Annotated in this window: 14 protein-coding genes; 7 read left to right on the forward strand and 7 right to left on the reverse strand. The window is 56.8% G+C overall.

Annotated elements, in window-relative coordinates:
• Positions 1-36: 36 nt before the first annotated feature.
• From ENTCL_RS07340 to yfaU, 4 genes are read left to right on the forward strand one after another with little or no spacing between them, the layout of a single operon-like run.
• The gene (locus ENTCL_RS07340) at positions 37-819 is read left to right on the forward strand and encodes an IclR family transcriptional regulator (protein WP_013365477.1); all 783 of its coding nucleotides are present in this window, start codon (positions 37-39) and stop codon (positions 817-819) included.
• Positions 820-832: 13 nt separating this feature from the next.
• Entirely contained in the window at positions 833-2,038 is a 1,206-nt protein-coding gene (gene rhmD, locus ENTCL_RS07345) for an L-rhamnonate dehydratase (protein ID WP_013365478.1), read from the forward strand.
• 56 nt (positions 2,039-2,094) lie between these two features.
• Positions 2,095-3,384 (forward strand): MFS transporter, encoded by a 1,290-nt coding sequence (locus ENTCL_RS07350; RefSeq protein ID WP_013365479.1) that lies wholly within the window; start codon positions 2,095-2,097, stop codon positions 3,382-3,384.
• A 25-nt stretch (positions 3,385-3,409) separates the two neighbouring features.
• Positions 3,410-4,213 carry a 2-keto-3-deoxy-L-rhamnonate aldolase gene (gene yfaU, locus ENTCL_RS07355; RefSeq protein ID WP_013365480.1) on the forward strand — a complete coding sequence of 268 codons (804 nt, stop codon included), beginning with the start codon at positions 3,410-3,412 and terminating at the stop codon, positions 4,211-4,213.
• An 82-nt stretch (positions 4,214-4,295) separates the two neighbouring features.
• Here yfaU and glpC read toward each other — a convergent pair whose 3' ends face one another.
• From glpC to glpA, 3 genes are read right to left on the reverse strand one after another with little or no spacing between them, the layout of a single operon-like run.
• Positions 4,296-5,486: an anaerobic glycerol-3-phosphate dehydrogenase subunit GlpC gene (gene glpC / locus ENTCL_RS07360; protein WP_013365481.1), complete on the reverse strand. Its 1,191-nt coding sequence runs from the start codon at positions 5,484-5,486 to the stop codon at positions 4,296-4,298.
• Positions 5,486-6,742, reverse strand: a complete 1,257-nt coding sequence (glpB, locus tag ENTCL_RS07365; protein WP_013365482.1) for a glycerol-3-phosphate dehydrogenase subunit GlpB — start codon at positions 6,740-6,742, stop codon at positions 5,486-5,488. Before glpB ends, glpC begins: the two co-directional genes overlap by 1 nt.
• Entirely contained in the window at positions 6,732-8,360 is a 1,629-nt protein-coding gene (gene glpA / locus ENTCL_RS07370) for an anaerobic glycerol-3-phosphate dehydrogenase subunit A (RefSeq protein ID WP_013365483.1), read from the reverse strand. The genes glpB and glpA overlap by 11 nt, the downstream gene beginning before the upstream one ends.
• A gap of 272 nt (positions 8,361-8,632) precedes the next feature.
• Here glpA and glpT point away from each other — a divergent pair, with 272 nt between their 5' ends.
• Together glpT and glpQ are read left to right on the forward strand one after the other, a co-directional pair.
• Positions 8,633-10,000, forward strand: a complete 1,368-nt coding sequence (glpT, locus tag ENTCL_RS07375) for a glycerol-3-phosphate transporter (RefSeq protein WP_013365484.1) — start codon at positions 8,633-8,635, stop codon at positions 9,998-10,000.
• A complete protein-coding gene (glpQ, locus tag ENTCL_RS07380; RefSeq protein ID WP_013365485.1) occupies positions 9,997-11,073 on the forward strand; it encodes a glycerophosphodiester phosphodiesterase in 1,077 nt (358 codons plus the stop codon). Before glpT ends, glpQ begins: the two co-directional genes overlap by 4 nt.
• 12 nt (positions 11,074-11,085) lie before the next feature.
• On the opposite strand, the gene ENTCL_RS07385 is transcribed toward glpQ, so the two are convergent.
• Complete coding sequence (locus ENTCL_RS07385; protein WP_013365486.1) at positions 11,086-11,964, reverse strand: LysR family transcriptional regulator; 879 nt, start codon at positions 11,962-11,964, stop codon at positions 11,086-11,088.
• A gap of 181 nt (positions 11,965-12,145) precedes the next feature.
• Between ENTCL_RS07385 and ENTCL_RS07390 the strand changes: the two genes are divergently transcribed.
• Positions 12,146-13,336: an MFS transporter gene (locus ENTCL_RS07390; RefSeq protein ID WP_013365487.1), complete on the forward strand. Its 1,191-nt coding sequence runs from the start codon at positions 12,146-12,148 to the stop codon at positions 13,334-13,336.
• 86 nt (positions 13,337-13,422) lie between these two features.
• On the opposite strand, the gene yfaE is transcribed toward ENTCL_RS07390, so the two are convergent.
• The 3 genes from yfaE to nrdA all read right to left on the reverse strand — a co-directional run bounded on the left by yfaE (position 13,423) and on the right by nrdA (position 17,193).
• Positions 13,423-13,677, reverse strand: coding sequence for a class I ribonucleotide reductase maintenance protein YfaE (yfaE, locus tag ENTCL_RS07395; RefSeq protein WP_013365488.1), 255 nt, complete (start codon positions 13,675-13,677; stop codon positions 13,423-13,425).
• Positions 13,677-14,807 carry a class Ia ribonucleoside-diphosphate reductase subunit beta gene (gene nrdB, locus ENTCL_RS07400; RefSeq protein ID WP_013365489.1) on the reverse strand — a complete coding sequence of 377 codons (1,131 nt, stop codon included), beginning with the start codon at positions 14,805-14,807 and terminating at the stop codon, positions 13,677-13,679. The genes yfaE and nrdB overlap by 1 nt, the downstream gene beginning before the upstream one ends.
• Before the next feature lie 100 nt (positions 14,808-14,907).
• Positions 14,908-17,193 carry a class 1a ribonucleoside-diphosphate reductase subunit alpha gene (nrdA, locus tag ENTCL_RS07405; protein WP_013365490.1) on the reverse strand — a complete coding sequence of 762 codons (2,286 nt, stop codon included), beginning with the start codon at positions 17,191-17,193 and terminating at the stop codon, positions 14,908-14,910.
• Between the last annotated feature and the right edge of the window lie 89 nt (positions 17,194-17,282).

Here is a 17,282-nt window from a genome sequence, read left to right on the forward strand (position 1 = left end):
TCACACTGATTCCAGTATCTCAGACTGGAGTCCAGTATGTTGGAATCAAGTAAAGTGCCTGCCCTCACCAGGGCGATCGATATTCTTAACCTCATTGCGCGTATTGGCCCCTGTAGCGCCGTCACGATCATTGAAACGCTGGGTATTCCCAAAAGTACCGCCTATCTGTTGCTAAGTGAACTGAAGCGTCAGCGTTTTATCAGTATCGATCACCAGGAAAACTACTGTCTGTGGACCAAGCTGGTCGAGCTGTCGGGGCATGCGCTGAGCAAGATGGATTTACGTGAACTGGCGCGGCCGCGTCTGACAAAGCTCATGGATGAGAGCGGGTTGCTCTGCCATCTGGGGATTATCGACCACGAAAACGCGTATTACATCCTGAAGGTGGAATCTCTCTCCACTATCAGCGTGCGTTCTCATGAAGGTAAAAGCCTTTCGCTGTACCGCTCTGGTATCGGCAAATGCCTGCTGGCGTGGCAGCCGGCAGCCGTACGTAAATCCATTATTGAACAATTGACATGGGAACAGGCAACACCCACCACCATTACCAGTCCACAGCAGTTAGAGGGTGAGCTGGAACGGATCCGTCAACGTGGATGGAGCTTCGATAATGGTGAAGATTATCCCGATGTTCGCTGCGTTGCGGCACCGGTTTTTAACGCCAGCAACAGTTTAACCGCTGCCATTTCGGTGGTCGGCACCCGTTTACAAATCAACGAAGAGAACCGTGACTATCTGGCGGGTAAAGCCATTGCCTGCGCCAAAGATATTTCACGTCTGCTGGGATGGAAAAGCCCCTTCGACTCACTCGCATCATAAAAAGGAGAACATCATGACTCTACCCAAAATTAAACACGTTCGCGCCTGGTTTACCGGCGGCGCTACGGCGGATAAAGGGGCTGGCGGCGGCGATTATCACGATCAGGGCGCCAACCACTGGATTGACGATCACATTGCCACGCCGATGAGTAAATACCGTGAATATGAACAGTCGCGCCAGTCTTTCGGCATCAATGTGCTAGGGACGCTGATTGTTGAAGTGGAAGCCGACAACGGACAGACCGGTTTTGCCGTTTCCACGGCAGGGGAGATGGGCTGCTTTATTGTGGAAAAGCATCTCAATCGTTTTATCGAAGGGAAATGCGTTAGCGATATTAAGCTCATTCACGATCAGATGCTGGGCGCAACGATGTACTACTCTGGCTCCGGTGGTCTGGTCATGAACACCATCTCCTGCGTGGATCTGGCGCTATGGGATCTGTTTGGCAAAGTGGTTGGGTTGCCGGTCTACAAACTGCTGGGTGGCGCGGTGCGCGATGAGATTCAGTTTTATGCCACCGGCGCACGTCCGGATCTGGCGCAAGAGATGGGGTTTATCGGCGGAAAAATGCCAACCCACTGGGGGCCGCACGACGGGGACGCGGGGATCCGCAAAGATGCTGCCATGGTGGCTGATATGCGCGAGAAGTGCGGTCCGGACTTCTGGCTAATGCTCGATTGCTGGATGAGCCAGGACGTGAACTACGCCACTAAGCTGGCCCATGCCTGCGCGCCGTACAATCTGAAGTGGATCGAAGAGTGTCTGCCGCCGCAGCAGTATGAAGGCTACCGTGAACTGAAACGTAACGCGCCAGCGGGCATGATGGTGACCAGCGGTGAACATCACGGGACGCTGCAGTCCTTCCGCACGCTGTCAGAAACCGGTATTGACATTATGCAGCCGGACGTTGGCTGGTGCGGCGGGCTAACCACGCTGGTGGAGATCGCCGCCATCGCCAAATCGCGTGGGCAACTGGTGGTGCCACATGGCTCATCGGTCTACTCGCACCATGCGGTGATTACCTTCACCAACACGCCGTTCAGCGAGTTCCTGATGACCAGCCCGGATTGTTCAACGATGCGTCCGCAGTTTGACCCCATCCTGCTGGATGAGCCAGTGCCGGTCAATGGCCGTATTCATAAGTCAGTTCTTGATAAACCAGGATTTGGCGTCGAGCTTAACCGTGACTGCAATCTGAAACGCCCTTACAGCCACTAATGACCTGTGCGTTGCCGGTGTAATGGCAGCGCCCTCATTTCGTTGAGGAGCTTGCGATGAGTACTCATTTACTTGATGACGTGGTGAAGAAAAACCGCGCCCGTTTGATTCCATTCATGTTAGCGCTGTATGTGCTGGCGTTTCTTGACCGTTCGAACATCGGTTTTGCCAAAGAGACCTATCAGATTGATACCGGCCTGAGCAATGAAGCTTATGCGCTGGGGGCCGGGATTTTCTTTGTGGTTTATGCCTTTCTGGGCGTACCCGCCAACCTGTTGATGCGTAAATTTGGCGCCAGAACCTGGATTGGCGCCACTACATTGCTGTGGGGATTCCTCTCTGCGGCGATGGCGTGGGCGGATACCGAGGCGAAATTCCTGATCGTCCGCACCCTACTGGGCGCCGCTGAGGCGGGCTTCTTCCCAGGCATGATCTACCTGACGTCGCAGTGGTTTCCACAGCGCAACCGCGCCAGCATCATGGGGCTGTTTTATATGGGAGCGCCGCTGGCATTGACGCTGGGTTCGCCGCTTTCAGGCGCGCTGCTGGAGATGCACGGTTTTATGGGCCATCCGGGGTGGTTCTGGATGTTCGTTATCGAAGGTTTACTGGCGGTAGGCGCGGGCGTTTTCACCTTCTTCTGGCTTGATGACACGCCGCAGCAGGCGCGTTTTCTCACCCGTGATGAAAAGGCGGCGCTCATCAGTCAGCTGGCGAGCGAAGAAGAGACAAAGGTCACTTCGCGCCTGTCGGATGCGCTGCGTAATGGCCGGGTCTGGCAGCTGGCGATTGTCTATCTGACGATTCAGGTGGCGGTATATGGGCTGATCTTCTTCCTGCCTACCCAGGTTGCCGCGCTGCTCGGCACCAAAGTGGGTTTTACCGCTTCGGTCGTGACGGCGATTCCGTGGGTAGCGGCGCTGTTTGGCACCTGGCTAATTCCGCGTTACTCCGATCGTACCGGCGAGCGGCGTAATGTTGCCGCGCTGACGCTGCTGGCAGCAGGGATTGGTATTGGTCTGTCCGGGCTGGTTTCACCAGTACTGGCGATCGTGGCGCTGTGCGTGGCGGCCGTTGGTTTTATCGCCGTACAGCCGGTGTTCTGGACCATGCCGACCCAGCTGCTCTCGGGGACGGCGCTGGCCGCGGGGATTGGCTTCGTGAACCTGTTTGGCGCCGTAGGCGGCTTTATTGCCCCCATCCTGCGCGTGAAGGCCGAAACGTTGTTTGCCAGCGATGCGGCAGGTCTGCTGACTCTGTCCGGGGTCGCCATTCTCGGTTCGCTGATTATCCTCACGCTGAGCGTGAACCGCGCGGTTTCACCAACGGGCGCTGCGCATCACTAATCTTATCTACGTTGTAAGGATCGCTATGAACGCATTGTTAGCAAACCCCTTCAAAGAAGGATTACGCAAAGGGGAAGTCCAGATCGGCCTGTGGCTCAGTTCGACCACCTCCTATATGGCCGAGATTGCGGCAACCTCGGGCTATGACTGGTTGTTGATTGATGGTGAACATGCGCCAAATACGGTGCAGGATCTTTATCGCCAGCTTCAGGCGATAGCGCCCTATGCCAGCCAGCCGGTGGTTCGTCCTGTTGAAGGCAGTAAGGCATTGATTAAGCAGGCGCTGGATATTGGCGCGAAGACGCTGCTGATCCCTATGGTCGACAGCGCAGAGCAGGCCCGTCAGGTGGTCTCTGCCACTCGTTATCCCCCGCTTGGCGAGCGCGGCGTCGGCGCCAGCGTGGCGCGTGCGGCGCGCTGGGGGCGCATCAGCAATTATATGGCGCTGGCCAATGAGTCACTCTGCCTGCTGGTGCAGGTCGAGAGCAAAACGGCGCTGGATAATCTGGATGCGATCCTGGAGGTTGAAGGTATAGACGGCGTCTTTATTGGTCCGGCGGATCTCTCGGCTTCCCTGGGGTATCCGGATAACGCCGGGCACCCGGAAGTGCAGAGGATCATCGAAGAGAGCATTCGCCGCATCCGCGATGCCGGAAAAGCGGCCGGTTTTCTCGCGGTCGATCCGGCGATGGCGCAAAAATGTCTGCAATGGGGGGCGAATTTTGTCGCCGTAGGCGTCGATACCATGCTGTATACGGAAGCGCTGGATCGCAGGTTGGCGATGTTTAAGCCGGTCTCGCCCGGGAAGAGTGTGAAAAGTAGTTATTAAGTCAACGCCGGATGGCGCTGGGCTTATCCGGCCTGCTTTCGAAACAGGGGCCCGGTAAGCATCGCGCCACCGGGCGGTAACGTTAACTTAGCGCTCGTGCTAACAGCGTAATGGGGTGTTCACAGCTCAGGCTGGTGGACATCTCAATCTGCCATTTGCAGGTTTCGCAGTCGGTTATCACCATGTCAGCGCCGCTCTCTTCAATCTGGCGGAACAGCGGCGCGCCGATGGCCTGAGAGGTGGGGTAATTTTCGGATTTAAAGCCGTAGGTACCGGCAATACCGCAGCACTGAGAATCCAGAACGATAACCTCCAGCTCGGGGATTTTGCGCAGCAGCTCCAGCGTATAAATCGCCCAGCCCATTTTTTCCATATGGCACGGGGTGTGATAGACCACCTTCATCGGCATCCGGCGCATCGGCAGCGTCTTCCCGGCGTCCAGCTGTCGCCATAGCCAGCGGGTGACAAGCTCAATATTGTCGCGCAGTCCGGCGTTATCGACATCCAGCAGGTGCGGATACTCATCGCGCAGCGTGAAGGCGCAGGTTGATGACGTGGCGATCACCGGCAGCTTTTTCTCCTCCACGGCGGTGCGGATCGCGGCGGTATTGCTCTGCGCCTGCTTGCGGGCTTTGTCTATAAAGCCATTGGCAATCAGCGGTACGCCGCAGCATTTTTCTTTCTCCAGCAGCTGTACGCCGATACCCATTGCGTTCAGGACGCGAATCAGGTCCTTGCCCAACTGCGGGTTGTTGTAATTCACATAGCAGCCGTGGAAATACGCCACCTGCTGCGGAAACTGCGCCTGCTGCGCCGCTACGCTGCGATACCAGCGGCGAAAGGTGCCGAAGCCGTATTTCGGCAGCGTGCGGCGGTGGTCGATTTTCAGCGCAAAGTCCAGCAGCTGGCGCACTGGTTTCAGACCGGTTGTGGCATTGATTACCGGCGCAAACGGCGTGGACAGCGTTCCCATCAGGTCGGTGTGGCTGAGGATAGCGTCGCGCAGGGTCGGCCTGGCGGTACTGTAGTCCGCCCGCGCCCGCTGGATGATATCGCCAATCTTCACATCGGACGGGCAGGCGACCTCGCAGCGCTTGCAGTTAATGCAGTATTTCAGCGCCTCGTCGTACAGCGCGCCGTCTTTCAGACGCAGGCGCTCGCCGTCGGGACCGGCCTGTTTCGGGCCGGGATAGCGCGGGTTGACGCGGCTCACCGGGCAGGCGGTAGTGCACACCGTACATTTGATGCAGCTTTCAAAACGGGTATCGTTCATCACTGATCTCCTGCGCATTCGGCTATCTGGTGGGCAGCGTGCAGGGCGGTAACGACGCTGACGCCGCCGCCGCACCCTTGCGCTATCGGGTCATAGCCGCCAAGCACCGCGCCGATGGCGAACAGATTGTGAAGGCGCTGCCCCTTTCTCTGCGGGCGCAGCGTATCGTCGGTTATCACCCCAAACTGCTGCCAGGGCTGGGGAGAGAAAAAGTCGGCCTTATACCAGTCGTCGCGGGAGGTGGACTGCATGACGTCGAGACCGAGTACCGGCTCCTGAATACCGTCGCGGCTGGCGATCAGCCCGTTGCTGAAGAAGCTGCCGCTGGCCAGCACCGCAAAGCGCGTGCGCAGCTGAATATCCCCGTGATTGCGGGTGCGGATGGCGCGAATATGCCGATCCTCTTCATCGACCTGCACGACCTCATCGCCGGCAAACCAGGTGCCGCCCGTCTTCACGAACTGCCGCTGCAGCTGGTTGTGCAGCCGCATGCCCGGCACGGAGGGCGGCAGCGTCGGCAGTAAAAAGAGCGGGCAGGGGAGCTGCTCGTTCAGCCAGCGCCAGAGCCTGTCGTCTTGCAGGCCAAAGCAGGCGGGAAGCAGCAGCATATCGTAGCGTCCGGCGACGGGGCGAAGCGCGGCGAGCAGGGCGGGCCACTGGGCCTCATCGTCAAGGAAGCGGGCAATGGTAACGGCGCGAAATTCGGACGGGTTATCGCGCAGTACGTCGAGCTGCGGGAGGGCCAGATCTTCCGCCTGTGCCTGGGTGCCGCCGTGGTTGAGCGAGGCGACCGCCAGCTGAGGCTGGAAATCCGGGAATCCGCTGATGCCGATAACGCCAACGCGCGGCGCCAGCTGCTCGGCGACCGGGACCTCCTGCGGGCTTAGCCATGCCAGCCGCCTTGTGCCCAGCGGCGTCAGGCGCGAATGCGTCGACTCTACGACCCCTTTCATGCGGGCGTTGCACTGTCGTAGCAGCTGTTCCGCATCGCGGGCATAGCGCAGAACCTGCTCGGCCCCAAGCCGGGAATAGGGGTGCTGCGGCGCCTGGCGAGGCAGCTCGGCGAGGCTTTGAACAACATCGCTGACCTGGCGGCCGTCGGGCAGATGGCTTAGCAGATCCAGCGAGCCGGAAGAGAAGTGCAGCGCGCTCTGGCCGCGGCTGATTATCGCGCAGCGCTGCCCGTGCTGCTGTAACGCCAGGCCGCATACCAGGCCCGCAAGCCCGCCGCCGATGATGACCGTATCAAAGTTCATGTGGATACTCCTTTTCTAATCCGCATAACCCCTGCCATACCCAGCGGGTAAATTCGCTTTCACGCAGCGCATCCCCCCACGCGATCGGCTGGACGCCTTTCCAGCGCTCGTTAAGAAATTCCGAGAGTTGATTCAACGACTGCGCCGGCGTGGTGACCTGGTAGCGGTTGAGCAGGGCCGCGGCGCGGCAGGCGCACAGCTCGCCCTGGCAGGTGCCCATGCCGACGCGGGTTCTGCGCCGCAGGTCTAGCAGGTTCTTCACCGCCAGATTCTCAACCGCGTACTGTACTTCGCCCGCCGTTACGGCTTCACATTCGCACACCAGACTGCGGTGCAGGCGGGTATCGCCGAGCCAGGCGGGCGTTCTGTCGCCGTGGCGATACACGGCGGAGCCCCGCAGCGGCGCCGGTAATGAGATAACCTTATGCAGCGTTTTTTCCGTCGGCTCCCGGGACCCCGGCAGCGGCGTGTCGGCCGTCGAACAGGTCGCGGCATGGTCAAGCTTGCGGCAGACCGCATCGGTGGCCCACTCGGCCATCAGGCGGTAGGTCATCAGCTTTCCGCCGGTAATGGTGATAAAGCCTTCCAGCCCGTCGCGCTCCGCGTGGTCAAGCAGCACAATTCCGCGGCTGACGTTGCGGCCGCTGGGGTCGTCGTCGCTGGCGACCAGAGGGCGAACGCCGCAGTAGGCGCGTAAAATCCGCGTCTGCGCCATGATGGGCGACAGCTTCTCGCCTTCGCGCAGCAGCGTGTCGACCTCCGCCGCCGTCACCCGGTTATCATCGATATCGCGATAGTCAATATGGGTGGAGGTAGTGCCAATAAGTGAAATAGTGTCGCCGGGCACCAGAATATCGGCATCCGCCGGTTTGCGGCAGCGGTTGATGACGTGCCGGTTGATGCGGTGATCGAAAATCAGCAGCGACCCTTTCGCCGGGAACATACGAATACGCAGATCGGCATATTCCGCGATGCGCTGGCCCCAGATTCCGCCCGCGTTGACCACCATCTGTGCGTAGAGATCTTTTTGCTCGCCGTGGGTTCTGTCGAAAACCGTCACGCCGACGACGCGGTCCTTCTGGCGGATAAGGCCGGTGACTTCGCAGCCGGTGAGGATGGTGGCGCCATGTTCGCGGGCGTCCAGCATGTTGGCGGCCGTCAGGCGGAAGGGATCAACGGTGCCGTCCGGCACCCTGACCGCGCCCAGCAGCGACGGGTTAACGGACGGTTCAAGACGCAGCGCCTCCTGCGCCGTCAGCGGTTCCGCGCTGATACCGGCGTTCCGGCAGGCGTCAATGAACTGGCTTTGCCAGGCCATGCTGTCTTCCGGCAGGGTGATAAACAGGCCGTCGGTGGGTTCGATGCAGTGGCGGGCGATGCGCTTGAGGATCTGGTTTTCCGCGATACATTCCCGGGCGGATTCGCCGTCGGTCACGGCATAGCGCGCGCCGCTGTGCAGCAGGCCGTGGTTACGTCCGGTCGCGCCGGTGGCAATGTCATCACGTTCAACAAGAATGACGCTGAGCCCCCGCAGCGCGCAATCGCGGGCAATGCCCGCGCCGGTCGCACCGCCGCCGATAATAATCACATCGCTTTCATGTTTCTGGCTGAAGGTCATGACATTCCCTCTATTTTCGTTTTCTTCCATTTAGCCATATAAATCGTATGGATTGTTTGATTTCGAGCATATTCGCGCATAAATGGAAAATGAAACGTGATTTCGTGCTCACTATGGAACACATTGTCATAAATCTGTAACATTCTGTGCGATGTTTCACAGTATGAGAGCAACCATTTCCCTACCATCCCGCCCTTAATATGAGAAATCGGAAGTTTATTTGATGTCGTCGTTAAGACGACGGTTAATACCTGTGGCCACGGAGGCTGAATATGTTGAGTATTTTCAAACCTGCACCCCATAAAGCGCGGTTGCCGGACGCAGAAATAGACCCCCTCTATAAGCGTTTGCGCTGGCAAATTTTCCTCGGGATCTTTTTTGGCTATGCGGCCTATTATCTGGTGCGTAAAAACTTTGCGCTGGCAATGCCTTACCTCGTTGAGCAGGGGTTCTCCCGCGGCGATTTAGGCTTTGCGCTGTCCGGGATTTCTATCGCCTACGGCTTTTCGAAATTCATCATGGGCTCGGTGTCCGACCGCTCGAATCCGCGCATTTTCCTGCCCGCGGGCCTGATCATGGCGGCGCTAGTGATGTTGTTTATGGGCTTCGTGCCGTGGGCGACATCAAGCATCATGGTGATGTTTGTGCTGCTGTTCCTCTGCGGCTGGTTCCAGGGCATGGGGTGGCCGCCGTGCGGGCGCACCATGGTTCACTGGTGGTCGCAGAAGGAGCGCGGCGGCATCGTTTCGGTGTGGAACTGCGCGCATAACGTGGGCGGCGGCATCCCGCCGCTGCTGTTCCTGCTCGGGATGGCCTGGTTTAATGACTGGCATGCGGCGCTCTATATGCCGGCCTTTGGCGCCATTCTGGTGGCGATTTTCGCTTTCGCGCTGATGCGCGATACCCCGCAGTCCTGCGGCCTGCCGCCGATTGAAGAGTACAAAAACGACTATCCGGATGATTACAACGCGAAGCATGAAGAGGAGCTGACGGCAAAACAGATCTTCATGCAGTACATACTGCCCAACAAGCTGCTGTGGTATATCGCCGTGGCGAACGTTTTCGTTTATCTGCTGCGCTACGGCATTCTCGACTGGTCGCCGACCTACCTCAAAGAGGTGAAGCACTTCGCGCTGGATAAATCCTCCTGGGCCTATTTCCTGTACGAATATGCCGGGATCCCGGGGACGCTGATTTGCGGTTGGATGTCGGACAAAGTGTTCAGGGGCAACCGCGGTGCGACGGGGGTCTTCTTTATGACCCTGGTCACGATTGCCACCATCGTTTACTGGCTCAACCCGCCGGGCAACCCGACGGTCGATATGATTTGTATGATAGTGATCGGCTTCCTTATCTACGGACCGGTGATGCTGATTGGCCTGCACGCGCTTGAGCTGGCGCCGAAGAAAGCGGCCGGGACCGCCGCCGGGTTTACCGGGCTGTTCGGCTACCTCGGCGGTTCCGTCGCGGCCAGCGCCATTGTCGGCTACACCGTCGACTTCTTCGGCTGGGACGGCGGCTTCATGGTGATGATCGGCGGCAGCATTCTGGCGGTACTGCTGCTGGTGGTCGTGATGTTTGGCGAAAAACGCCACCACGCGGAAGTGCTGGCAAAACGTCAGGAAGGAGCGCAGAAATGAAAAGCACATTGACCCGAATCGCAACCGGCCTGCTGCTGGCAGGCGCCCTGGCAAGCCAGGCGCTGGCGACGGATAAAATCGTTATTGCGCATCGCGGCGCCAGCGGTTATCTACCGGAACATACGCTACCGGCGAAGGCCATGGCTTATGCGCAGGGAGCGGACTATCTGGAGCAGGATCTGGTGATGACGAAGGATGACCGGCTGGTCGTCTTGCACGATCACTATCTTGACCGGGTCACCGACGTCGCGGAACGTTTTCCAGACCACGCCCGTAAGGACGGGCGTTTCTACGCCATCGATTTTACGCTCGACGAAATCCGTTCGCTGAAGTTTACCGAAGGCTTTGAGATTGAAAACGGCAAAAAGGTGCAGACGTTCCCTGGCCGATTCCCGATGGGTAAATCTGATTTCCGCATTCATACCTTTGAAGAGGAAATTGAATTTGTTCAGGGACTGAACCATTCGACGGGGAAAAATATCGGTATCTATCCTGAAATTAAAGCGCCGTGGTTCCACCATCAGGAAGGCAAAGACATTGCCGCGAAAACACTGGAGGTGCTGAAAAAATACGGTTACACCAGCAAGTCGGATCGTGTCTATTTACAGTGCTTTGACGTCAACGAGCTCAAGCGCATCAAAAATGATCTCGAACCGAAGATGGGCATGAACCTCAACCTGGTACAGCTTATCGCCTATACCGACTGGAATGAAACCCAGGAGAAACGTCCTGACGGTACGTGGGTAAATTACAGCTACGACTGGATGTTCAAACCGGGTGCGATGAAGCAAATCGCCCAGTACGCCGACGGTGTCGGGCCGGACTACCACATGCTGGTGACCGAAGGGTCGACGCCGGGACACATCACGCTGACGGATATGGTGAAGGAGGCGCACGCCAGCAAGATGCAGGTGCACCCGTATACCGTGCGCGCCGATAAGCTGCCGGAATATGCCACGGATGTGAATCAGCTTTACGACGTATTGTATAACCAGGCGGGCGTGGACGGACTGTTTACCGATTTCCCGGACAAAGCGGTGCAGTTCATGCAAAAAAAGGGTGAATACCGCTAATCGCTTATCCGGTTAGCGCAACACGGTTTGCGTGAGTTGGCGCAGACACTCTTCAAGCAGCGCCAGCGGGCTGCCTTCCACAGGCGGTTCGCTGGCGATAAGCGAAATGTGACGGTAAAACGCAGGCTCAAGGGCTACTGAGCGTAACGGTTGGGCCAGCGTTTTAAGCGTTAATTCAGGCAGCAATGCGATTCCAAGACCCTGATGAATAAAACTCATCGCTGTTGTCGGGTGGTCAAATTCATATTTTATTTTTGGGGTGATATTCTGCTCTGCAAATAACGACATAATGCTCATCTCATAACGTCCTTTGCTAATAATTAGCGCTTCTTCAAATAAATCCTCTAATTGAAGGGATGTACGCTGAGAGAAGAGGTGATTATCAGGGACTACGGCGGTGAACTTATCCTTATAAACCGGAAATGAGTACATTTCCCGTACCGGAAAATGGACAAATCCGGCATCCAGCTGTTGTGAGCGTACCGCGTCGATGATTTCAGCGCTATTTGCTTCGTGTGGAATTATTTTTACCTGCGGATGATGCATTTCAAAATAACGTACCACATAGGGCAGAATGCTGGCGCAAACGCTGGGAAAGCTCCCGACCCGCAACTGGCGCGCAGGCAAGCGCTTTTCCTGTTCGGCCAGTTCTTTCACCGCGTTGACCTCATGAAGAATGGCCCGCATTCTGGTCACAATGCGCTCCCCGACGGGTGTCAGGCAGGCCTCTTTGCGGCGTTCTCGTTGCAAAAGAGGGATGCCTAATTCCTCTTCCAGCGCCGCAATCGCCTGGCTGACGGCGGATTGGCTCATAAAGCGTTGCTTGCCTGCGACGGTAAAACTACCGGAATCGACCACGGCGAGCAGGACGCTGATTTGTGTTAATGTCATAAGTAATCACTAATTGATAAGATTAAAATGAGTAATTTTACTAATGCCTGAGCGCAGGATACTCTTCTCTTCGTGCTAAATTACAAAAAAGTGTGCGTTATTATTTATATGAATTATGAGTTTTGTTTTCTTTATATTTTTAGTAAATAATTGCTCGCGCTGTACCAACAGGTTGTTTTCAATGAAAGAAAAATTATGGACTAAGGACTTTTGGGCAATTACGATAATTAGCTTCATCATCTTTTTTGTCTTTTACGTTCTGTTAACGCTCCTTCCACTCTATATTGCCGATAATTTACATGCCGCAGCCGACCAGGCCGGGCTGTTGGTGACGTTTTTTTTGATTGCCGCCATTATCATTCGCCCTTTCGCCGGGCAGTGGGTGGGAAAATATTCGAATAAATGGATTCTGATGCTTTCTTCTCTGGCCTTTTTGGTCATTACCGCGCTGTATCCTTTATGTCATTCCGTTGAAGTGCTGCTGTGTGTACGAGTGCTTCATGGTATTACCTTCGGTGTGATAACGACGGTGAAAGGGACGATTTCCGCGCGGTTAATACCGGCCTCCCGACGTGGAGAAGGCATCAGTTTTTTCTCTCTGGCGATGGGGCTGGCGATGGTTGTCGGGCCATGGATTGGCTTGAACATGGCGCGGCATGGTGCATTTATTCCGGCATTCTGGCTGTGTACGGCCGTTGCAGCCCTTGGCATTTTACTCGCGTTGATTGTGAAAGTACCGCCTATCATTCGCCATGCCGATGGCTCAAAACCTAAATTCGGTTTTGCTGCGATGTTCGATCGCGCAGCGCTGCCGTTTGCGACGGTGACATTTTTCATGACCTTTTCGTATGCTGGCGTTTCCGCCTTTTTGGCCCTTTATGCGCGGGAGCTGGGGCTATTGGCGGCAGCGAGTAATTTTCTGCTGTGTTATGCCATATGTCTGATGGTTTGCCGGGCCTTTACGGGGAATGTCTGTGATAAAAAGGGTCCCAAATATGTGGTGTACCCCTGTCTGCTGGCCTTTACCCTCGGTTTAATTGTGTTGGGATACGCCCACGGTAGCGTGATGATGATCGTCTCCGGCGCGCTGATCGGTATTGGCTACGGATCTGTTACTCCGATTTTTCAGACGCAGATTATCAGTTCAGTGGCGCCGCATAAAATGGGCGTGGCGAATTCGCTATTTTTTAATGCTATGGACGCAGGACTGGCTCTCGGTGCCTTTATTATGGGCCTGATGGTGGGAGGTGTAGGGTATCGGGCAATCTATCTGGTGGGCGCTGTGCTAGTGGTGTTTGCGGGCGTTTTATATGTGGTTCAGATGAAAAAACGCGGTACCGTCAGGTTTGTATCCGCGCATGAAGTGCACTAGGCTGGCGCTGGTGGTCATTTTTGCGCAGGACAAGGTGCGAGTGTTGAGGTTTAGCGGGCTAAATGCAACGTGAGTCAGTCTGAAGATTATATGTCGATCTCTATATCGCCTTTTGCCCTGCAGCAGCAGGGCAAAATTTCCCCGTCATTGATAAAGGCCAGCGGCTCGGTCAGCCAGTCCACCTGTCCTGTCACCAGTCGGCAGCGGCAGGAACCGCAGTAGCCTTCGCGGCACTGGTATTCCACCTCGATGTTATGCGATTCCAGCGCCGCCAGCAGCGACGGGTGCTCTTCCCGGCACAATACCTGCGTGCCGGAGAGGCGAAGGGTAACGCGGCTCATCAGAGCTGGAAGCTGCTCAGGTCGTCAGTATCGACTTCCGCATCGATCTGGCCGACCAGGTAGGAGCTGACCTCCACTTCCTGCGGCGCCACCTGGACGTTGTCGGAGACAAGCCAGGTGTTGATCCACGGAATCGGGTTAGAGCGCGTCTGGAACGGCAGATCGAGCCCCACGGCCTGCATGCGGATGTTGGTGATGTACTCGACGTACTGGCACAGAATGTCTTTGTTCAGGCCGATCATCGAGCCGTCGCGGAACAGGTAATCCGCCCACTCTTTTTCCTGCTGCGCCGCCTGGACGAACAGGTCATAGCACTCCTGTTTGCACTCTTCGGCGATCTCCGCCATCTCCGGGTCATCAGAGCCGGAGCGCAGCAGGTTCAGCATGTGCTGGGTGCCGGTCAGATGCAGGGCTTCGTCGCGGGCGATAAGACGAATAATTTTCGCGTTGCCTTCCATCAGCTTGCGTTCAGCGAAGGCGAAGGAGCAGGCGAAGCTCACGTAGAAGCGGATCGCCTCCAGCGCGTTGACGCTCATCAGGCACAGATACAGCTTCTTCTTCAGATCGCGCAGATTAACGGTGATGGTTTTACCGTTAACGCTGTGCGTCCCTTCGCCCAGCAGATGCCAGTAGCTGGTCAGCTCGATCAGCGTATCGTAATACTGCGAGATGCCTTCCGCGCGTTTTTGGATCTGCTCGTTGGTCACGATATCGTCAAACACCGTCGCCGGATCGTTTACGATATTGCGGATGATATGGGTATAGGAACGGGAATGGATGGTCTCGGAGAACGCCCAGGTTTCCACCCAGGTTTCCAGCTCCGGAATCGAAATCAGCGGCAGCAGGGCAACGTTCGGGCTGCGGCCCTGAATGGAGTCCAGCAGCGTCTGGTACTTCAGGTTGCTGATGAAAATATGCTTTTCATGCTCAGGCAGCGCCTGGTAGTCAATGCGGTCGCGGGAAACGTCAACCTCTTCCGGACGCCAGAAGAAGGAAAGCTGTTTCTCGATCAGCTTTTCGAAAATGTCATATTTTTGCTGATCGTAGCGCGCCACGTTGACCGGCTGGCCGAAGAACATCGGCTCTTTGAGCTGGTCGTTTTTCGTCTGTGAAAAAGTGGTGTATGCCATTGAGGTGAGTCCTGTTGAGATTTTATTGCCCGGCGGCACTGCGTTTGCCGGGCCTACAAAACCGTAGGCCGGGTAAGCGTAGCGCCACCCGGCGAAGTACTTAAATCTTACATGCGCCGCTTTCGCAGCCGTCGTCCTGAATGGACGGCGCCAGATCGTCCTGCGCGTCTTCTGCGCCATCACGGGTGTTGTGATAGTACAGCGTCTTCACGCCAAATTTATAGGCGTTGAGCAGATCTTTCAGCAGCTGCTGCATCGGCACTTTTCCTGACGGGAAGCGCGTCGGATCGTAGTTGGTGTTGGCGGAAATCGACTGATCGATAAATTTCTGCATAATGCCGACCAGCTGCAGATAGCCGTCGTTGCTCGGCATTTCCCACAGCAGCTCGTAGGCGTTCTGCAGGTTTTCATAATCCGGCACCACCTGGCGCAGAATACCGTCTTTCGACGCCTTGATGCTGACGTGGCCGCGCGGCGGCTCAATGCCGTTGGTGGCGTTGGAGATCTGCGACGAGGTCTCAGACGGCATCAGCGCGGACAGCGTGGAGTTGCGCAGCCCGTGGGTTTTGATGGCTTCACGCAGTCCGTCCCAGTCGTAGTGCAGCGGCTCGTTAACCACGGCATCCAGATCTTTCTTGTAGGTGTCGATCGGCATGATGCCTTTGGCGTAGGTGGTTTCGTTAAACCACGGGCACGCGCCTTGCTCTTTCGCCAGCTCGTTGGAGGCTTTCAGCAGATAGTACTGAATTGCTTCAAACGTTTTGTGCGTCAGGTTGTTGGCGCTGCCGTCGGAGTAGCGTTTGCCGTGCTTCGCCAGATAGTAGGCGAAGTTAATCACGCCGATGCCCAGGGTACGACGGCCCATCGCGCCGCGTTTCGCCGCCGGGATCGGGTAGTCCTGATAATCCAGCAGCGCATCCAGCGCGCGAACCGCCAGCACCGCCAGATCTTCGAGCTCGTCGAGGCCAGAGATGGCGCCAAGGTTGAACGCCGACAGCGTACACAGCGCAATTTCGCCGCTTTCGTCGTTAACGTCTTCCAGCGGTTTGGTCGGCAGCGCGATTTCCAGGCACAGGTTGGACTGACGCACCGGCGCTACCGCCGGGTCGAACGGGCTGTGGGTGTTGCAGTGGTCAACGTTCTGAATATAGATACGGCCCGTAGAGGCGCGCTCCTGCATCATCAGCGAGAACAGCTCGACGGCCTTGATGCGCTGCTGACGGATGCTGGTATCCTGCTCGTATTTGGTGTACAGACGCTCGAACTCGTCCTGGTCGGCGAAGAACGCGTCGTACAGCCCCGGGACGTCCGACGGGCTGAACAGGGTGATGTCTTCGCCTTTCAGCAGGCGGGTGTACATCAGCTTGTTGATCTGCACGCCGTAGTCCATGTGGCGAACGCGGTTAGCGTCGGTGCCGCGGTTGTTTTTCAGCACCAGCAGGCTTTCAACTTCCAGATGCCACATCGGGTAGAAGAGCGTCGCCGCGCCGCCGCGTACGCCGCCCTGGGAGCAGGACTTCACCGCGGTCTGGAAATGCTTATAGAACGGGATACAGCCGGTGTGGAACGCCTCGCCGCCGCGAATCGGGCTGCCCAGCGCGCGGATACGGCCCGCGTTGATGCCGATACCGGCACGCTGCGAAACGTATTTCACAATGGCGCTGGAGGTGGCGTTGATGGAGTCCAGGCTGTCGCCGCACTCGATCAGCACGCAGGAGCTGAACTGGCGGGTTGGGGTACGCACGCCGGACATAATAGGCGTCGGCAGCGAAATTTTGAACGTCGATACCGCGTCATAGAAACGCTTAACGTAGTCCAGACGGGTCTCACGCGGGTAGTTGGAGAACAGGCATGCGGCGACCAGAATATAGAGGAACTGCGCGCTCTCGTAGATTTCGCCGGTAACGCGGTTCTGGACCAGGTATTTACCTTCCAGCTGCTTCACCGCCGCGTAGGAGAAGTTCATATCGCGCCAGTGGTCGATAAAACCATCCATCTGCTTGAACTCTTCTTCCGTGTAGTCTTCCAGCAGATGATTATCGTATTTGCCGAGCTCAACCATTTTAACCACGTGGTCGTACAGCGCCGGCGGCTCAAACTGGCCGTAAGCTTTTTTACGCAGGTGGAAAATCGCCAGGCGCGCGGCCAGGTACTGATAGTCAGGCGCTTCGCGGGAAATCAGGTCCGCGGCGGCTTTGATGATGGTCTCATGGATGTCGGCGGTTTTGATGCCGTCATAGAACTGAATATGCGAACGCAGTTCAACCTGAGAAATGGAAACGTTGTTCAGCCCCTCAGCCGCCCAATCCAGCACTCGATGAATTTTGTCGAGATTGATGCGCTCAGTCCGGCCATCACGCTTTGTCACCAGCAGACTCTGATTCATGTGCTTTTACCTGTCCGTGAAAAGAAAAATATCCCCCGTTTATCCACAGGACACCGTTGTGACTAACTCTGTGGATAAATACTATATGT

The sequence above is a fragment of the [Enterobacter] lignolyticus SCF1 genome, assembly GCF_000164865.1.
Taxonomy (GTDB): domain Bacteria; phylum Pseudomonadota; class Gammaproteobacteria; order Enterobacterales; family Enterobacteriaceae; genus Enterobacter_B; species Enterobacter_B lignolyticus.

Coding starts and splice junctions, on each gene's coding strand:
- ENTCL_RS07340 (WP_013365477.1), top strand. CDS start 37: ATGTTGGAATCAAGTAAAGTGCCTGCCCTCACCAGGGCGATCGATATT.
- rhmD (WP_013365478.1), top strand. CDS start 833: ATGACTCTACCCAAAATTAAACACGTTCGCGCCTGGTTTACCGGCGGC.
- ENTCL_RS07350 (WP_013365479.1), top strand. CDS start 2,095: ATGAGTACTCATTTACTTGATGACGTGGTGAAGAAAAACCGCGCCCGT.
- yfaU (WP_013365480.1), top strand. CDS start 3,410: ATGAACGCATTGTTAGCAAACCCCTTCAAAGAAGGATTACGCAAAGGG.
- glpC (WP_013365481.1), bottom strand. CDS start 5,486: ATGAACGATACCCGTTTTGAAAGCTGCATCAAATGTACGGTGTGCACT.
- glpB (WP_013365482.1), bottom strand. CDS start 6,742: ATGAACTTTGATACGGTCATCATCGGCGGCGGGCTTGCGGGCCTGGTA.
- glpA (WP_013365483.1), bottom strand. CDS start 8,360: ATGACCTTCAGCCAGAAACATGAAAGCGATGTGATTATTATCGGCGGC.
- glpT (WP_013365484.1), top strand. CDS start 8,633: ATGTTGAGTATTTTCAAACCTGCACCCCATAAAGCGCGGTTGCCGGAC.
- glpQ (WP_013365485.1), top strand. CDS start 9,997: ATGAAAAGCACATTGACCCGAATCGCAACCGGCCTGCTGCTGGCAGGC.
- ENTCL_RS07385 (WP_013365486.1), bottom strand. CDS start 11,964: ATGACATTAACACAAATCAGCGTCCTGCTCGCCGTGGTCGATTCCGGT.
- ENTCL_RS07390 (WP_013365487.1), top strand. CDS start 12,146: ATGAAAGAAAAATTATGGACTAAGGACTTTTGGGCAATTACGATAATT.
- yfaE (WP_013365488.1), bottom strand. CDS start 13,677: ATGAGCCGCGTTACCCTTCGCCTCTCCGGCACGCAGGTATTGTGCCGG.
- nrdB (WP_013365489.1), bottom strand. CDS start 14,807: ATGGCATACACCACTTTTTCACAGACGAAAAACGACCAGCTCAAAGAG.
- nrdA (WP_013365490.1), bottom strand. CDS start 17,193: ATGAATCAGAGTCTGCTGGTGACAAAGCGTGATGGCCGGACTGAGCGC.